Annotated in this window: 18 protein-coding genes and 2 pseudogenes; 7 read left to right on the top strand and 13 right to left on the bottom strand. The window is 51.3% G+C overall.

Annotated features, from left to right (window positions below):
• Positions 1 to 5 precede the first annotated feature (5 nt).
• Positions 6 to 62: an IS1 family transposase gene (locus K5R89_RS27900; protein WP_003032489.1), complete on the top strand. Its 57-nt coding sequence runs from the start codon at positions 6 to 8 to the stop codon at positions 60 to 62.
• Positions 63 to 493: 431 nt separating this feature from the next.
• On the opposite strand, the gene K5R89_RS25645 is transcribed toward K5R89_RS27900, so the two are convergent.
• From K5R89_RS25645 to K5R89_RS25630, 4 genes and pseudogenes are all read right to left on the bottom strand, one after another.
• Positions 494 to 709: an MbeD family mobilization/exclusion protein gene (locus K5R89_RS25645; RefSeq protein WP_000137421.1), complete on the bottom strand. Its 216-nt coding sequence runs from the start codon at positions 707 to 709 to the stop codon at positions 494 to 496.
• A gap of 3 nt (positions 710 to 712) precedes the next feature.
• A complete protein-coding gene (locus K5R89_RS25640; RefSeq protein ID WP_165926723.1) occupies positions 713 to 1198 on the bottom strand; it encodes an MbeB family mobilization protein in 486 nt (161 codons plus the stop codon).
• A gap of 34 nt (positions 1199 to 1232) precedes the next feature.
• Positions 1233 to 1667, bottom strand: a pseudogene (locus tag K5R89_RS27635) (relaxase/mobilization nuclease domain-containing protein); the annotation flags it as partial.
• 208 nt (positions 1668 to 1875) lie between these two features.
• On the bottom strand, positions 1876 to 2199 hold the full coding sequence (locus K5R89_RS25630) for a MobC family plasmid mobilization relaxosome protein (RefSeq protein ID WP_179133776.1): 324 nt from the start codon (positions 2197 to 2199) through the stop codon (positions 1876 to 1878).
• A 647-nt stretch (positions 2200 to 2846) separates the two neighbouring features.
• Between K5R89_RS25630 and K5R89_RS27820 the strand changes: the two genes are divergently transcribed.
• Complete coding sequence (locus tag K5R89_RS27820) at positions 2847 to 2990, top strand: replication initiation protein (protein ID WP_309248073.1); 144 nt, start codon at positions 2847 to 2849, stop codon at positions 2988 to 2990.
• A gap of 436 nt (positions 2991 to 3426) precedes the next feature.
• On the opposite strand, the gene K5R89_RS25625 is transcribed toward K5R89_RS27820, so the two are convergent.
• The gene (locus K5R89_RS25625) at positions 3427 to 4434 is read right to left on the bottom strand and encodes an alpha/beta hydrolase (RefSeq protein ID WP_065808204.1); all 1008 of its coding nucleotides are present in this window, start codon (positions 4432 to 4434) and stop codon (positions 3427 to 3429) included.
• Positions 4435 to 4650: 216 nt separating this feature from the next.
• The gene (locus K5R89_RS25620) at positions 4651 to 5418 is read right to left on the bottom strand and encodes an alpha/beta fold hydrolase (protein ID WP_065808205.1); all 768 of its coding nucleotides are present in this window, start codon (positions 5416 to 5418) and stop codon (positions 4651 to 4653) included.
• A gap of 152 nt (positions 5419 to 5570) precedes the next feature.
• On the opposite strand from K5R89_RS25620, the gene K5R89_RS25615 reads away from it, so the two are divergent.
• Both K5R89_RS25615 and K5R89_RS27895 read left to right on the top strand, forming a co-directional pair.
• Complete coding sequence (locus tag K5R89_RS25615; RefSeq protein WP_217259627.1) at positions 5571 to 6038, top strand: MarR family winged helix-turn-helix transcriptional regulator; 468 nt, start codon at positions 5571 to 5573, stop codon at positions 6036 to 6038.
• A gap of 50 nt (positions 6039 to 6088) precedes the next feature.
• Positions 6089 to 6145, top strand: coding sequence for an IS1 family transposase (locus tag K5R89_RS27895; RefSeq protein ID WP_003032489.1), 57 nt, complete (start codon positions 6089 to 6091; stop codon positions 6143 to 6145).
• A gap of 10 nt (positions 6146 to 6155) precedes the next feature.
• Here the strand turns inward: K5R89_RS27895 and K5R89_RS25605 are convergent, their stop codons facing one another.
• The 3 genes from K5R89_RS25605 to K5R89_RS25595 are packed head-to-tail and all read right to left on the bottom strand — an operon-like array spanning position 6156 to position 8505.
• Positions 6156 to 6962 carry a site-specific integrase gene (locus K5R89_RS25605; protein ID WP_064175062.1) on the bottom strand — a complete coding sequence of 269 codons (807 nt, stop codon included), beginning with the start codon at positions 6960 to 6962 and terminating at the stop codon, positions 6156 to 6158.
• A gap of 45 nt (positions 6963 to 7007) precedes the next feature.
• The gene (locus K5R89_RS25600; RefSeq protein WP_065813427.1) at positions 7008 to 7529 is read right to left on the bottom strand and encodes a hypothetical protein; all 522 of its coding nucleotides are present in this window, start codon (positions 7527 to 7529) and stop codon (positions 7008 to 7010) included.
• Between the two features lie 31 nt (positions 7530 to 7560).
• Entirely contained in the window at positions 7561 to 8505 is a 945-nt protein-coding gene (locus tag K5R89_RS25595) for a hypothetical protein (protein WP_064175063.1), read from the bottom strand.
• Positions 8506 to 9095: 590 nt separating this feature from the next.
• Between K5R89_RS25595 and vapB the strand changes: the two genes are divergently transcribed.
• The 3 genes and pseudogenes from vapB to K5R89_RS25580 all read left to right on the top strand — a co-directional run bounded on the left by vapB (position 9096) and on the right by K5R89_RS25580 (position 10976).
• Entirely contained in the window at positions 9096 to 9326 is a 231-nt protein-coding gene (gene vapB / locus K5R89_RS25590; protein WP_001261276.1) for a type II toxin-antitoxin system VapB family antitoxin, read from the top strand.
• A complete protein-coding gene (locus tag K5R89_RS25585; RefSeq protein ID WP_065813426.1) occupies positions 9323 to 9739 on the top strand; it encodes a type II toxin-antitoxin system VapC family toxin in 417 nt (138 codons plus the stop codon). Before vapB ends, K5R89_RS25585 begins: the two co-directional genes overlap by 4 nt.
• A gap of 94 nt (positions 9740 to 9833) precedes the next feature.
• Positions 9834 to 10976: pseudogene (locus tag K5R89_RS25580) on the top strand (IS3 family transposase).
• 123 nt (positions 10977 to 11099) lie between these two features.
• On the opposite strand, the gene K5R89_RS25575 reads toward K5R89_RS25580, so the two are convergent.
• Genes K5R89_RS25575 through K5R89_RS25560 form a run of 4 tightly spaced genes read right to left on the bottom strand, consistent with a single transcriptional unit; the run spans position 11100 to position 15880 of the window.
• Complete coding sequence (locus tag K5R89_RS25575) at positions 11100 to 12119, bottom strand: fimbrial protein (RefSeq protein ID WP_016947112.1); 1020 nt, start codon at positions 12117 to 12119, stop codon at positions 11100 to 11102.
• A gap of 20 nt (positions 12120 to 12139) precedes the next feature.
• Positions 12140 to 14533 carry a fimbria/pilus outer membrane usher protein gene (locus tag K5R89_RS25570; protein ID WP_016947113.1) on the bottom strand — a complete coding sequence of 798 codons (2394 nt, stop codon included), beginning with the start codon at positions 14531 to 14533 and terminating at the stop codon, positions 12140 to 12142.
• Positions 14534 to 14544: 11 nt separating this feature from the next.
• Entirely contained in the window at positions 14545 to 15240 is a 696-nt protein-coding gene (locus tag K5R89_RS25565; RefSeq protein ID WP_016947114.1) for a molecular chaperone, read from the bottom strand.
• Positions 15241 to 15298: 58 nt separating this feature from the next.
• Complete coding sequence (locus tag K5R89_RS25560; protein WP_065813424.1) at positions 15299 to 15880, bottom strand: fimbrial protein; 582 nt, start codon at positions 15878 to 15880, stop codon at positions 15299 to 15301.
• Positions 15881 to 16378 lie beyond the last annotated feature (498 nt).

Raw genomic sequence — 16378 nt, 5'->3', positions numbered from 1 at the left:
GGCGTATGGAGCTGCATGACAAGGTCATCGGGCATTATCTGAACATAAAACACTATCAGTAAGTTGGAGTCATTACCGGAAGGTTTTTTTTAATGCGGCATTTTTTGGGACTATTAGTGTGCTGTTTGTATAGCGCGAGAAGCTCAGGTCGAGACCTAGAACCTCAAATGTAATAATGCATTTACCATAACATCCCTTGGCCGCACCGCTCCGGACGGGTTCGGCGCGAAAGCGGCGTCAGCCCGGTAAAACCGGCAGTAAACTCCCCGGCAAACCACGTATTCCGTGCCTGATAAATTTCACCCGACTGCATAGCCATGCAGCCGGGTGAATGGCACCGGCTTTCGGCGGAGATCTCCGCCGAAAGCCCCGTTTTATCCGGTTTGTTACAGCGACGGACCGTCATACGTCCGCTGGCGCTGCGATCGTTCCAGCTCCAGCGCTTTCTGATGCTGCGCTGCCCGCTCTTGTTCCCGGAGTGCTTCGATACCGTTCAGCCTTGCGACAACCGGCGCAGCTGCTCGCTCAAACTCTGCACCTGCCTGCTCAAGCCCGTGACGCGCTCGCTCAGCGCCGCGTTCTCCCGTTGCATAAGACCAGACATCGTCCGCCATTCCGCGAAGGCGTTCTCCCACTCGTCCAGCCTTTTCGAGTAGTCCTGCTGTAGCTGCTCTAATGCGCTCAGCAACTGTTTTTCCAGCTCCGTCATATGCTATTTCCCCGCCAGTATCATCCAGCTCGAATCCTCTCCGAATCGTCCCGCTTCCGGGTTCACCCTCACGCAGCGGCGTCTCTGCTCGCCGCAGGTCGAGAGCTGCACGCCGCTGTTCCGCTCGGACAGCATGGCCTGCGTGCTCTTCTGCTCCCGGATGGTCGTGTAATTGTCGAGTATCTGCTGACTCTGCCACCACAGAATGCCCGCGCTCGACGCTATCAGCAGCGCGGAGACCAGGACGATGGTCAGCCACGTCTGGCTGACCATGCGCAGCATCCCTTTCGTGCGCTGGCTCATGGCTGAGGACAGCTTCCGGTCGTGGTCGAGGATGGCGGCGCTGATTCTCTTCTCGCTTTCGCTCAGTTCCGCTCTGACAGACTTCTCGTGCTCGCTGAATGCGGCTTTCAGCATCTCGCCGGTACTCTGCTGCTGCGCTTTCGATTTCTGCTCTAAGTCCTTCGCCAGCGTTAAAAGACTGTTCATAGATGGCTCCCTTCAGTCGGATGTTTCGCCCCCCGTCCGGGTCGGCAATGCTGATGCTGTTTTTTGTGGTGCGCACCACCTCAAAACCTGCGCTTTCCAGCGCCTCAGTGACGTCCTGACGGGTTTCCAGCTCCCCGGATGAGGCTAAGGCCAGCAAACCCCGCGTAATCGCCCGGGCGGCTTCCTGCTTCGTTTCCGGCAGCGCGGACGGCGTGACCAGCACACGCCGGTTTTCAGGCGCGTTCGGGTCATGCAGCCCCAGCCTGCCGTTCACGATGGTCTGCCAGGCATCAATGCGCGGACGGTCGGCGCGGTCGTAATACGGCTGGAGACGCCTGCCGGTCAGCAGCTCCGTGTTCGGGATCAGGAAGTTCAGCTCCAGCCGCCCCTTATCCTGGTGCTCAACCCACAGCACGCTGTACTGGTCTTTATCGAGTCCGGGCATCAGAACCCGTTCAAAGCTCGCCATCAGCTTTTCGCGCTGCCCGGGCGGTAAATCCTTTTCGGCAAAGGACAGGACGCCGGATGTGTACTTTTTTGCGTAGGGCGAGGCGTCGATAAGCTCCCTGACTTCTTCCGGCTTCCCCTGCAGAACGGTGGCGCCGTCGCGCTGTCGGTCTTTCCCCAGCAGATAATCCACCGGACCGGCGCCACCGCCGCGCCCTCGCGGGTGAAACTTAACGATCATCGTCTGCACCCTTTTCCAGCACGGCATGCCGCAGCCGCTCGAGTCCGGCATCTATGGCCATCAGCGCGGCGACGACCTGCACGCGGTCGTGCCCGCTGCCACCACCGGCGTTAACCTGCCGGGCAATCTGGTTGAGATTGTTCCCCATGCCGGCAAGCTGACGAAGCAGCGCCGGCGAGATAGACGGAAGTTTGCCGGAGCGGGCTGGCTTCTCGTCCAGGCACGTCTGCCGCATCCAGGCTGCGAGCTGTTTACCGTCGCAGCGCTCCAGCAGACGCCGGTGCTCTTCTTCGGTCACCCACATCGTGAGCATTTTGCTGCGTTTGTCTGCCAATCCGGCCTCCTGATAACGCCGGGACGGGCGGGAAATCTTTTCCCGGTCGGCGCGGTGTTGGACAAGCCGCAGGCGCGTCAGTGCTTTTAGCGGGTTTCGGGGCGCAGCCCTGAACCAGTCACGTAGCGCTAGCGGAGTGTATACTGGCTTAAAATGTAACATCGCAGAAACATCAGGCATAGCTGCCACATAAAGCAGGTGAAAAATGAGGTTCGTATGGGTCAGCAGAAGATGCACTGCCGGAGAAATGCCGCTTCCTCGCTCACTGACTCGCTCCGCTCGGTCGTTCGGCTGCGGCGAGCGGTGCAGGCTTACGAATAGGGCGGAAATTTCCTGGTGGATGCCAGGAAGAAGCTTAACAGGGAAGCGATAAGGCCGCGGCAAAGCCGTTTTTCCATAGGCTCCGCCCCCCTGACAAGCATCACGAAATCTGACGCTCAAATCAGTGGTGGCGAAACCCGACAGGACTTAAAGATACCAGGCGTTTCCCCCTGGTGGCTCCCTCGTGCGCTCTCCTGTTCCTGCCTTTCGGTTTACCGGTGTCATTCCGCTGTTATGGCCGCGTTTATCTCATTCCACGCCTGACACTCAGTTCCGGGTAGGCAGTTCGCTCCAAGCTGGACTGTATGCACGAACCCCCCGTTCAGTCCGACCGCTGCGCCTTGTCCGGTAACTATCATCTTGAGTCCAACCCGGAAAGACACGACAAAACGCCACTGGCAGCAGCCATTGGTAAGAGTCGATGTGCGAGAGATTTAGAGAGTACTTGAAGTGGTGGCCTGAGTGCGGCTACACTGAAAGGACAGTTTTGGTGACTCGTCTCGCACAAGACAGTTACCTGGTTAAGCAGTTCCCCAACTGACTTGACCTTCGATCAAACCACCTCCCCAGGTGGTTTTTTCGTTTTCAGAGCAAGAGATTACGCGCAGAGGAAAAAGATCTCAAGGAGATCCTTTTCAGATCGATGAATACACCATTATTTCATCGACAGTAGCGGTAATGACTCCAACTTACTGATAGTGTTTTATGTTCAGATACGAACAAGGGGAACCCCCCCCCCGGGGATGCGGACACTCCCATACCTCTCGGGGGGAAACTAAAAAAACTGAAGGCGCTGTCCCGGCAAATCCGGAACCTAATCAGGATGACAAGCAGATGGCCGAGGGTTCAGCGACCAGCCGGCGGTACCGGCTGGTCACTTGTTCGTTATTTCAGATGTTCTTTCAGCTGGCCGGCGGCCTGGCCTATGGCTGCCCGTACGGCAGGAACGTCACTCAGCGCATTCAGCAAACCAAAATCATGGATCAAGCCGTTATACCGGGTCACCGTCACATCCACTCCCGCTGCGTCGAGCTTACGTCCGAACGCTTCTCCCTCATCACGAAGCACGTCAAACTCGGCAGTCTGGATCAGTGTGGGTGGTAAGCCCTTCAGCTGCTCACGCGTTGCACGCAGTGGTGAGGCGAGAATATTATTACGCTCGCTCTCTTTGGTCGTATAGGCATCCCAGAACCACTTCATCATGTTCCGTGACAGGAAATAACCGTTTTGGTACTGATTATAAGAACCGGTATCAAAATTTGCGTCAGTGACAGGCCATAACATGACATTGTAGCGAATGGCAGGTGACTTATGCTGTTTTGCCTGAAGCGCTACGGCGGCAACCATGTTACCTCCCACGCTGTTACCGACAAGGGCTAACCGTTTGCCATCCACGCCAATCTCGCTGCCGTTTTCAGCCACCCAGCGGGTAGCAGCATATGCCTGATTGATAGCAACCGGGAAGTGCGCTTCTGGTGACGGGGTGTAGTTGACATAGACCGCTGCTGCTCCGGACTGACTGACCAGGTCACGAATAAGACGCTCATGTGTCTGGAAATCGCCCAGTATCCAGCCACCACCGTGGAAGAACATGAAAACAGGCAGAGTGCCTTGTGCGTTGTGAGGCTTCACAATTTTCAGCGTAATATTCAGGCCATCAACACTGATCGTTTTTTCGCTGACGTCCGCTGCCGGTAGCGTGGCGCCTTTCTGCGCATCAATCAACACCTGACGTGCGGCCTGGGGAGATAATTGTTCGATGGGCTTTCCCCCGCCTCCGTTTAATGCATCCAGGAATTGCTGGACATGGCGATCCGGTGCAGGTGTATCAGCAAAACAGTTGACTGAAACAGCTGCCATCGCGGCAGACAGTAATGCCGATTTGATATTCATTGTGTTACCTCATTAACGTTGCTTGCAATTAAATTGCAAACTACTCATATGATTAAGAAATAATCTGTATCAACACTTTAATAAACATTCCTGTCATCTCACATGTGAATGCCATCTCACCAGTAAGGGGTATTCACATCACCGAAACAGGCAGGGGCGTAAGGGAAAAAGACAGGGCCCCTGCGGGAAATGGAGTTAAAGACAGGACAAAGACGTTTATTTTGCTGCTTCCTCAATAAGTGTCGCTACGTCCTGAGGATGAGAAACCATCACGACATGGGATGCCCCTTTGATCACAACGGTGTGTTTTGATCCCGCGCGTTCAGCCATGAAACGCAAACTTTTGACAGGGATATTTTTGTCGCTGTCACCGTAAATGAAGTAAGAAGGCAGTGTTTTCCAGGCGGGAGCCCCTGATTTTTCAGTTAATGCTGCTTCGGTCACAGGTCTTTGTCCTGCCGCCATCAATGCAGCATTTTCAGCTGACACGTCATGAGCGAATTGCTGATGGAACTTCGACTGCTCAATGGACAGATCGACGTTTCCATCAGCCAGCTTAACCGGTGCGGCAAGCGCTTCGCCAAGCGTGCTTCCGGGGAATTTCCCCGCCAGTTCAGCGGCCGCTTCACCCGCGTCAGGAGCAAATGCGGCGACATAAACCAGTGACTTAACATTTTTTGTTTCCCGGGCTGCATTCGTTATTACCTGACCACCATAGGAATGCCCGACAAGTACAACGGGTCCCTTAATATTGTTCACAACAGAAGAGATGTAAGCCGCATCAGTTGAAACACTGCGCAATGGATTAGCCGCTGCGACGACGTTATACCCGTCTTTTTGCAGGATCCGGGTGACACCATTCCAGCTAGAAGAGTCAGCAAAGGCACCATGGACCAGGACAACAGTGGGCTTTGCGGTTTCGGCGACAGCACTGGCAGACAGCAGAGCGGTGGCAATGGCGAGGGAGGCAGCAAATTTAGACATAATAGTTTCTCTCTTCAACGGTTGTATGTTCGTGTGCAATTTGTTTGTGCGCGATTTGTTTGTATGCAAATTAAGATAGTACTCCTTTTTGTCGTTGTCAATCGCTTGCAATCAAATCGCACACAAATTATTTTAGAGGCACTGGAGGACATATGACTAAAGACATCAATACCGGAGATTTACTCCCGGATGTGCACGGCATGCTCTGCTTCTCTCTCTACTCCGCGGGACATGCTTTTACGCAGCTCTATCGTCCAATGCTCGATAAGCTGGGATTAACCTATCCCCAGTACCTGGTGATGATCACGTTGTGGAATCAGGATGGACGTACTGTGAAGGAACTGAGTGGAATACTCTTCCTTGAGTCCAGCACGCTGACTCCTCTACTCAAGCGGCTGGAGACGGCGGGCTTGATCACCCGGACACGCAATCCGAAGGATGAACGTGAAGTGCTTATTCATCTCACAGAGAAGGGGAACAGATTGAAAATTGAGGCCAGCAATATCATGCGCTGTATTGTGGATACCCTTGAGATGGATGCGGATGTGGTTGCTGACATCAAAGCCTCAGTCGATAAGATCCGTGATCAGATACATCGTGCACATAAACCGGATATCTGATGATGCTATAAAGCAATATGGCCCTACATAACATTAAGTTATAGGGGCGTATGGAGCTGCATGACAAGGTCATCGGGCATTATCTGAACATAAAACACTATCAGTAAGTTGGAGTCATTACCTAGTTGACCTAGTAGATTGGTCTGGGGTTAACTTTTTTATCAACGCAACAGCTTCAGCTTCCGGCATGGCGAACTGCACACGATGGCGCGCCGCGACATCGAGCGCAAACACCTTCGTATAGACCTCCGTCGAGCTAATCGATTTGTGGCCCATCAGGCTCTGCAAAACCTTCAGTGGTATGCCGGCATACAGCATGTGCATCGCGTAGGAGTGACGGAACGTATGGGGGGTCACCGGTACTGAGAACGTCACCCCGTCGGCCGCTGCGGACTCCACCGCTTCGCTAAGCCAGGTGCGGACGGTACGGTCTGTGATCTCCCAGATGCGCGCCTTCTCCATTCTGCCGGTGCGCTTGTTTCGTCTTTCCAGCGGAATTTTCAGGGTGGCCACCATCATCTGCAGCTGGCTGACGTAGTGGTGATCGGAAAGGGGAACCAGACGATGGACCTGACTGCCTGCGGGGGCACGACCTGCCGTCCTGGCCGCTTTCTCGGTGCGCTGCTTGAGCGTGGCCAGCTGCACGAACGGATACGGCGGCGCCAGCGAAAAATCCCTCCGGGTCAGCGCGAGCGCTTCATTAATGCGCGCACCGGTGTTCCACAGCGTCGCCAGCAGCATCTTGCGGTGCAAATCGGGCACGTAATGGAGCAGGGCGCTGACTTCCGGCGCCAGCAGGTATTTCGGCAGTTCATCCTGAATGAGCGCCATCTGGCGCAGGGCGAGGGCGGCAGGGTAATCGATCGCCACTGGCAGCTGCGCAGCGGAAAACGAAACGCCCGGACCTGGTAATGCCGGCATCATTGACTGTTATTCTCCGTCTCCAGGAATGGCTCATTTGTGTTCAAATTAATCACAGTTCTGACCCACGATAAATATCGTCAGTCCCCCGGGAACCTTCATTGCGGCCAGTTCAGTACATTTCCCGGCCAGGATCTTCATGTTTTCCGCTGTGGCATCCACCGGATAAAGCGCCTGTGTCAGGAGTGACAGATTATGCTCACTGCAGGAAAGCCCCGCGCGGTGAAGACATGACATGTACCCTTTTTTAACTGCTGCGGCATCGGCGGCATCCATCATATTGAAGTAATCCAGAGGCGCCGGCGAAAATTCCTCCTCCGCGACGGTTTCAAGAAACCGTCGCATCTCCGGGCGAACTGGCAGGGGCAGAACGGCGGCCTGAAATTCGTCACAGCTGAATCCACCGCAACTCTGCGTCGCCAGTCGCCAGCCATCGGTGTTACCGTTCGGCACAGTTACCGTAGAGGCCAGAACCAGCCCCGGCCAGCGATCTTCCCGATCAAAGCCGTAATCAAAATACTGCTCAGGAATGTCCCGCAGATTCTTGCCATGTTGTCCGGGCGCTATCATCCCGAACCTGATGTTGCCGTGATGCACCGAATCATTCATCATTTTTTTCAGTATGTTCAGTAGCGTTATCCGGAGGGGTAGCTTCGGCCACTTCTTTCAGTATTGATGACCATCCCCCGGCAAACCATTCGCCCGGATCTTCACCACTGAGTACCTGCTGCAGCCAGCGGGAAGGGGAGCGACGTCTGGCGTCACGGAACCAGACCGGATGGTGCTGACCCATGACTGACCAGAAATCAAAATCCGGCTCCGGGGGGGAGAACACATACGCATTCATGACCAGATTCCCGCAGTGTTGTCTGAGGAACAACAAAAATTCTTTCAGGTTTACATACCCCCCCGGCCCCATACCGGCACCAAGGAAAAACGCCTCTGTTACCACGCCGGCAGTGATACGGCCGTTCTGCTCATGCTGGCGCAGGATCATCAGGGTGCCATCATGGCGCCCACCGGCGATGCGGATGAACTCAAAGACATACCTTTCATCATCATCCGGGAAGAAAAACTCCTCCCAGCTGACACCAAAATACGTCCCCAGGATCACCAGCGGGAACATCTTCCCGTCACCGGTGGTCAGCCAGTCTGCACTGGCGCCGAACCGGCTTTCAATCCGTTCAGCCAGCTCACGGGTTAACTCACCGGCGCCATCGATACAGTCCAGGAGCAGTCCCGGGGAAACATGTAACCGGTGAGCTATCCGTACCTGGTCGGCGATCCGCGTCGGCCCGGGTTGCCCGGCCCCCGGGAAAAAGCCGTCAGCGGACAGACGGTCAAACAGGGCGCGCAGACGCCGGCCACATTCCTTCTGCCACTGTTGCCGGCTGGAGAGAATTTCCGGTGAGGTGGTCCCGGCAGGATACTGTCTGGCCAGCGCCAGGCGGATCTCTCCTTCGAGTGAACGTTCATTTTTCATCGCTGACTGCTCAATGCGTGCAAACAGCGCATCGTCAACATTTCTGGCCTGGATCTTCGCCATGACTCCTTCCTTATGCAAAACGTATTCAGGGCTGGTACACAGTCTTTGAAGTAAACATGAAACCATATTTACCGCAATAACAATAAATGTATACGTTATGATTCATATTGTACACAAAGGAAGAAATCAGCACATGATAAGGCATGAAACAGTCACTCTGTTAAATTACCGGACGGCCGCTCCGGTCAGATCCGATTTTTTCGCTATTACGCAGTTTCCGGAAGTGTACCACGGTCAGGGAATAAGCAAAGCGGCGTTTTCCGGTGGTGAGCGGCCGGTCACGGGGCAGGGGAGGGACACAACATATAGCGTCAAAGTCAGCTGGTAACACCGCTACATCTTGTGTTGCCGGGCCGCTGCGCGCCGGTGGGGTTCGCAGAGATCCGGGACTGGTATTTTTCGGATCTGAGCGGGAAAAGTGAGAAACCAACATAGGTGTAACATATCCATATGTCGGGCATCTGCATAGGCAAAGCATACGCATATACCTACCATCTGCATATGTAACACCTATACAAGCCGGGCTTGCAGGCATATACTTCACCTATGCGGGAATACTCCCTGGCACACTCAGCATATGAGGAAAAACCATGCGCACAGTTTCGATATTTAAAAACGGCAATAACCGCGCCATCCGTCTGCCCCGTGACCTGGATTTTGACGGCGTCAGCGAGCTGGAGATCGTCCGGGAAGGGGACAGCATCATTCTGCGTCCCGTCCGGCCGACCTGGGGCTCGTTCGCGCAGCTGGACAGGGCCGATCCGGACTTTATGGCGGAACGCGAGGATGTGGTCAGCGACGAAGGACGCTTTGAGCCATGAAGAAAACCTGGATGCTCGACACTAACATCTGCTCGTTCATCATGCGCGAGCAGCCGGCAGCGGTGCTGAAGCGCCTGGAGCAGGTGGTGCTGCGCGGTGATCGCATCGTGGTCTCGGCCGTGACGTATGCCGAGATGCGCTTCGGCGCCACCGGCCCGAAGGCCTCGCCGCGCCATATTCAGCTGGTCGACGCGTTCTGCGCGCGCCTCGATGCCATCCTGCCGTGGGACCGGGCTGCGGTGGACGCCACGACGGACATCCGGGTGGCGCTGCGCCTCGCCGGGACGCCGATCGGCCCGAACGACACGGCCATTGCCGGACACGCCATCGCGGCGGGCGCCGTCCTGGTGACAAACAATGTGAGAGAGTTTGCGCGGGTCCCGGGCCTGGTGCTGGAAGACTGGGTTAAGTAACGTTAGACTGGCCCCCTGAATCTCCAGACAACCAATATCACTTAAATAAGTGATAGTCTTAATATTAGTTTTTAGACCAGTCATTGGAGAACAGATGATTGATGTCTTAGGGCCGGAGAAACGCAGACGGCGTACTACACAGGAAAAGATCGCTATCGTTCAGCAGAGTTTTGAACCGGGAATGACGGTCTCCCTTGTTGCCCGGCAACATGGTGTGGCAGCCAGCCAGCTATTTTTCTGGCGTAAGCAATACCAGGAGGGAAGTCTTACTGCTGTGGCTGCCGGAGAACAGGTCGTTCCTGCCTCTGAACTTGCTGCCGCCATGAAGCAGATTAAAGAACTCCAGCGCCTGCTCGGCAAAAAAACGATGGAAAATGAACTCCTTAAAAAAGCCGTTGAATATGGGCGAGCAAAAAAGTGGATAGCGCACGCGCCCTTATTGCCCGGGGATGGGGAATAAGCTTCGTCAGCCGTTGTCTCCGGGTGTCGCGTGCCAGTTGCACGTCATTCTCAGACGAACCGATGACTGGAAGGACGGCCGCCGCAGCCGTCACACGGATGATACGGATGTGCTTCGCCGTATACACCATGTTATCGGAGAGCTGCCCACATATGGTTATCGTCGGGTATGGGCGCTGCTTCGCAGACAAACAGAATCTGATGGTATGCCTGCGATCAATGCCAAACGTGTTACCGGATCATGCGCCAGAATGCGCTGTTGCTTGAGCGAAAACCCGCTGTACCGCCATCGAAACGGGCACATACCGGCAGAGTGGCTGTGAAAGAAAGTAATCAGCGACGGTGCTCTGACGGGTTTGAGTTCCGCTGTGATAACGGAGAAAAACTGCGGGTCACGTTCGCGCTGGACTGCTGTGACCGTCAGGCACTGCACTGGGCGGTCACAACGGGTGGCTTCGACAGTGAAACAGTACAGGACGTCATGCCGGGAGCAGTGGAACGCCGCTTTGGCAGCGAGCTTCCGGCGTCTCCAGTGGAGTGGCTGACGGATAATGGTTCATGCTACCGGGCGAATGAAACACGTCAGTTCGCCAGGATGTTGGGACTTGAACCGAAGAACACGGCAGTGCGGAGTCCGGAGAGTAACGGAATAGCAGAGAGCTTCGTGAAAACGATAAAGCGTGACTACATAAGTATCATGCCCAAACCAGACGGGTTAACGGCAGCAAAGAACCTTGCAGAGGCGTTCGAGCATTATAACGAATGGCATCCGCGGTAATGCTGTCAACTTGTTGATAGCTATTTTAATCTGTAGTCATTCAATCCTTGTAACATCAGGATAATCCTAGTGTCAGTGAAAATACGAAATCAACAAGTTGGTATCATTACCCGGCGCCACTTCTTAATTATAGGTAACCACAAACGTCGCACTCGCATTCGCCTGACCGGCGGTAACCGTCGATTCAGTCTGAATGTATCTTGCCTGATACTGGAAACTGTAGGCCGACTCACTACCTTTACTTCCCGACCAGATTTTCTCAGGTTCATTCAACACTATCGGGACACTATTTTTTAATACCTGGACTCCAACCCCGGTCGCGGAACTATCATCACCACTATCATCTATTTTTATAATACCGTTTGCCGCGTGATTACCATCAGCCGTTGCATTAAATTGCATAAAGATTTTACCAACATTCTCGCAGGTGGTAAGATTTATATTGAACGGTACCATATTGGTGGTACTCCCAGGCCCCATAAATACGGACCTATTGTGTCTTCCCAAATTAACTTTAATATCAGCGTTACTGATTTTGCAGGTTGGGGACTTTACCGTAATGCACAATCCTTTTACACTAAACTTTAAGGCGTTGACTCCCTCAAGATAAATATCACCGAGATAATCATTCAGGCAATACTGGCCTGGAGGTGGTAAACCGCTGGTATCAGGAATGCGCCAAAAATAAATAGTGGGTTTTTTGCTTTCTGAATTAAAATACCTGCCCCCAGAAAAGGGGCGTGCTGTTGGATAAGGCATAAAAAGGGAATCGAAATCAATACCATCCTGTTCACCCATTTGAAAACTGTAACCAATCCCCGGTAGACGATCGATACTGTAAACATATCCTGGCTTGCTTTGATAAGCCGGTCCAACGGGAGCGCCACCAATACTATTGTAGCCACTCGGTTCTGAACCACTACAAGTTATATTCCATTCCGTATTATTGGTCAGAGTCATGCCGCCATAGGTGAATAATAAATCTCCAGGCTGGCGATTAAGCACATCTACTGAAAAATTTTTATTACCCAGATTGACGCTATATTCAATTGTTTTACCACTGGTCATCACGCATGCAAGTATTGTGGGGATATATCCTAGATACAGGAAAACAGATAACCCTAGTATCATTTCTCTTTTCATTTTTTGTCTTCCTTAATCATCTATTTGCAAAGGTTTCGGCTGGTCTGTTGATTAACGGAATACGCAAGCTGGCAACGCTGAACACTATTGTCGCCCCAGACCACATGTAAAACCCCCTTGATGTCCGGGACTCTGGCATATAGCAGCCCTCCTTGTCCCACGGCCCCGATGGCTATTTCTTTGCTGTCAAAGACCTCAGCACCCAATGGCGGCGTATTACCATCACTGAGCGTGACATTGGCAAACCATGGGTAGCCAGTACGGGTCGCAAATTTTACCTTCACGGCCGCGCCTGAGTCAGGAACGACGACCGTGCTACTTGATACGATCTCAACTTGATCGCTAATTCCTTGCGGATCGAGATCCAGCCAGTTTTCTGTAAATGGGTTCAGATAAGGGATAATGGTGTAACCACGATTATCCACTGGACGTCCAATACGGTTGGCCACCGTTGCACCGGCAGCCTTAGGGGCCTGTACAATGGCGAATGTTTCACCAATATCAGGTGTCGCAATCACCCCTCCTTCATGCGCAACTAACGCGCCGGAAGTCCCAAGGGAGTACTGCTGTTGATTCTTGCCGGCGCTGGCGCTCGCATTCAGATAGGCATAATGAGTTCGGTAACTACCGTTTGCTCCAATAGAACTCTCATGGCCCCCTTCCTTTGGCATATCGTAACTTGTCGTCAGGCCATAGCTGAGTTCGTTCTTTTCACCCCGACTCCCAGTATAAGTCGCTTGTAACTGGTTGCCGTTATTCTTGTCATAATTGAAACGAGTATGAATATTGCCATTACCGCTAATAGGTATAGAGAAAGAAATTCCGACTATTTGGTTATTTTTATGGTTAGCATCCTGACTTTTCTGTGCATAGATATAGTAGCCCAGGCGTTTATAATTATTCGAATATCCTAGCTGATAGGAGTGATAGGTACCATGCTTCCAGTTTTCACTCCATATGCCATAAAATGACAAGCTACCGCCGCCGAATTGTTGCGATAGATTGGCTGTATACTTTGTCATTTCGCGGTAAGTATAGTTGTCATGGTCATTAGCCGATGCCGCATCACGAATTGAAATATACCTTGCATCGTTACTGTGACTCCTTGATAAGGTAACTCGGGTATCACTGGTCAATGATTTTGTTGCCGAAACGCGCCAGCGATACCCATCCAGCCAGTCATTTTCAACAGTTTTCCAGGAGGAACGCGAAACATCGACAGCCAGTGCTCCCCAGTAAGTATTTAATGCACTACCGACAAGAGTGGAGTAATACCCATCGGTTCCATTTACCCCCATATAGCCGCTAATATAGTCATTAAAACCATACTGCAGAGTTAATTCTCCGAATCCCGGCCGGTTTGAGATATAGCTGTCATCCAGATATCCCATCGACAAATCGTAATACAGCGCCTCCTTACGAACCAGGCCAGGTATGGAAGCATAAGGCACAGTAAACGTGTCCTGGCTGCCATCGGCCTCATGAATCGTCACGATCAGGTCGCCACCTGAATTCGTTGGATAAAGGTCCGCAAAGGAGAATTTACCTGGCGGAACGCTGGCCTCATAGAGTAAGGAACCATTTTGAGTGACGGTGACGCGCGCGTTTGTCCTGGCGATTCCCGTTACCGTGGGTGCAAAACCACGTCGTGACCCTGGCAGCATCCGTTTGTCAGTCGCAACCCTGGCGCCCACGAAGCTGACGCTGTCGAAGAAGGTGCCATCTGTCCATCCCTGCCCGAGCCTAAGGGTTGAGCTCAAATCGAAAAGGCTTTTCTCGGCGTATGTCGAAATATTATCCCACTGAGTATCGTTATCATTTGCATGATAACTAGACTGGTGGTAAAAGCGCCAGCCGTAAGCGCGAAAACTACCATCAAGCCCGACATAACTGTAATTATGACTATCGCCATGATTGATGCTCTGATAACTATTCGCCTGATAACGTAATACTGCTGCTGGAACACCAACATCGATACTCTCAGGATTAATCTCGCCTCGATACTTCGGTTTTTGTAACGCCTGCGGGATGGTTAAATTTAACGCATTCTCCCCGACGTCATAATGCCATGAAATGCCAGCATTGATCTGCGATAACTGGAGACATGAAGCCTTTTCTGGCCACGTTTTATCTTTAAGCCTCATCACTCTAAATAATACTGGTGTTATGCAGGGCTCAATTTTTTCTCCCACCTTCTGTAGCTCGAATTCAACTTCGCTCGCATACGAACCATTTAAGTAAAGCTTACTGCGATACTTCCCGACATTCATCGGATTACCATACTTAAATTTCTGGAGATCGATATGTGTCGCGTTATGCAAATGCGCACTATTGAAATTAAATGCGTCTTCTGACCATGCAACACCCCATGGTATTATTATTATTAACCCAACATTGATCTCCATGAATTTCATAATAATGTCCTTTACTGAGGATAATTATGAGTCACAATAGCACCATAATCATTGATGGTTGTGAAGCTGAACTTACCTGGCATGGCTTTCAGTGTATGCTCTTTATTATTTATGCTCATCGTTGAAAATGGCGCCACCATACCAGCAGGTTGTTTATTCCCATTAATCGTGATGCTATCAATGGTGATGTACCATGGAGATGGGTTATTCACAAAGAGTGTGTTATTATCATTGTGAAATTCCCAGGTTAAAGATTTGGCAGCCTCGCTGACATTTCCCTTTAATGTTATCGGACGATAAAATAACTTAATACGTGAACGAATCGATAACTGTAAATAGTTGCTACCTTGACTGTTTTTAGGCTCTGGCGGTATATCTAACATGTTAAACCAGAACAATGACTCACGATCTTGTGGAAGCGAGGCGCCGCTAAAAACCAGACGATAGGTCTGTCCTTTTCCTGGTTCAACACGAATAATCGGCGGCAGAACCACAAAAGGCGCCATGTCTTTGCCTGTATTATTTTGTATTGTGCCACCATCAACCCATGCTTGCGTCAGTGACGGCATATCCCCTGAATTAGTGACTCTGACTGATACCTCTTTCCGGTCAGATGGAAAGATCACTCTGGTCCCATCAATGACAATATTTGCATTCGCGAAAGGTATATATACGAATAAAAGAAACGTAAAAAAGTAACGAGTCATATTTCAACACCTCCCTGTTCTCTGAGCAGGCAGCCCCTGCCGGAGCTGCCTTAACGTCTTACGGATAAACGATAGTGAAGTTCACGTAGGAACTCACTTTCCCAGCCTCAGCGGCATTTGTCGCAAAGTAACGTGCATAGAAAGGCAGTGTCGCAGAACCATTGACAGGCGTCACGACCGTTGAGTTACCACCCGTGACTTTTCCGGTCGTTGGATCAATGGTTTGGTTTGCAAGGTCAATTACACCATGATTATTATTCAGTAGCTCGATATCAACATTTTTCGCGCCATTAGCAGCGCCATCAGCAGCGCCACCAGCAGGAATGGTATTTTTTAGTCGCCCCTCCGTTGAGACATATTCATTCGGTTCAAAATAGACCGAAACATCTGAACCACTTGTACACTTTTCAAGACCAATAGTGAAAGGTGTTGTCCCCGCAGTTTGATTCGCGGCAGACAATGCAGACACCTGAACAGTGGGTAGTGTGACAATTTTATCTTTATCACCGCTGATGACAGTACAGGTATTAGTAATAATTTCACCATTGAAGGTCACTTTTCCATCAGCAGCCAGCGCCACTGTTGGGGCAAAGATCATTACTGCCGCTGCTGACGCCATTCCTTTGATGAACATGTTCATAATTAACCCCTATCTGTAATTTTCAATAAATTTACGTAACACTCATCATCAAGTCACTTAAAAAACACAGCGAGATCCTCGAGGCATCACATTAAAATATTGAAATACGTAATTTTCATTACCTATGATCCATTTTGGAATATGCTGTGCAATTGCATCTTAACATTGTCTCTGGTATTTGTTCAAGGCTAGAAAGTAAGACATGTAACGATAAAATTTAAATAATCCTAAATGCTTGTATTTAAAAATAGACAATAGTAGTTTTCATCATGAAAAACAATAGGTTATTATTAAGATTGCTATTGCAGCTAAAAATTTAAAAACGAGATACTGCACACTAATTATAATTAGCTACATTCTCATCCCCCAATCTACGCCATCAAATTTTACTAAAAGGGGGATGTAATATTCACACTCAGTACGGCTTTGTTGAATAAATCGAACTTTTGCTGAGTTGAAGGATCAGATCACGTATCCTCCCGACAACACAGACCATTC

This window comes from Klebsiella sp. TF21-TM (genome assembly GCF_019753495.1).
Taxonomy (GTDB): Bacteria; Pseudomonadota; Gammaproteobacteria; order Enterobacterales; family Enterobacteriaceae; genus Klebsiella; species Klebsiella quasipneumoniae.
Note: the sequence above shows the minus strand (reverse complement) of the source record. Positions and strands in the feature narration are given on the sequence as shown.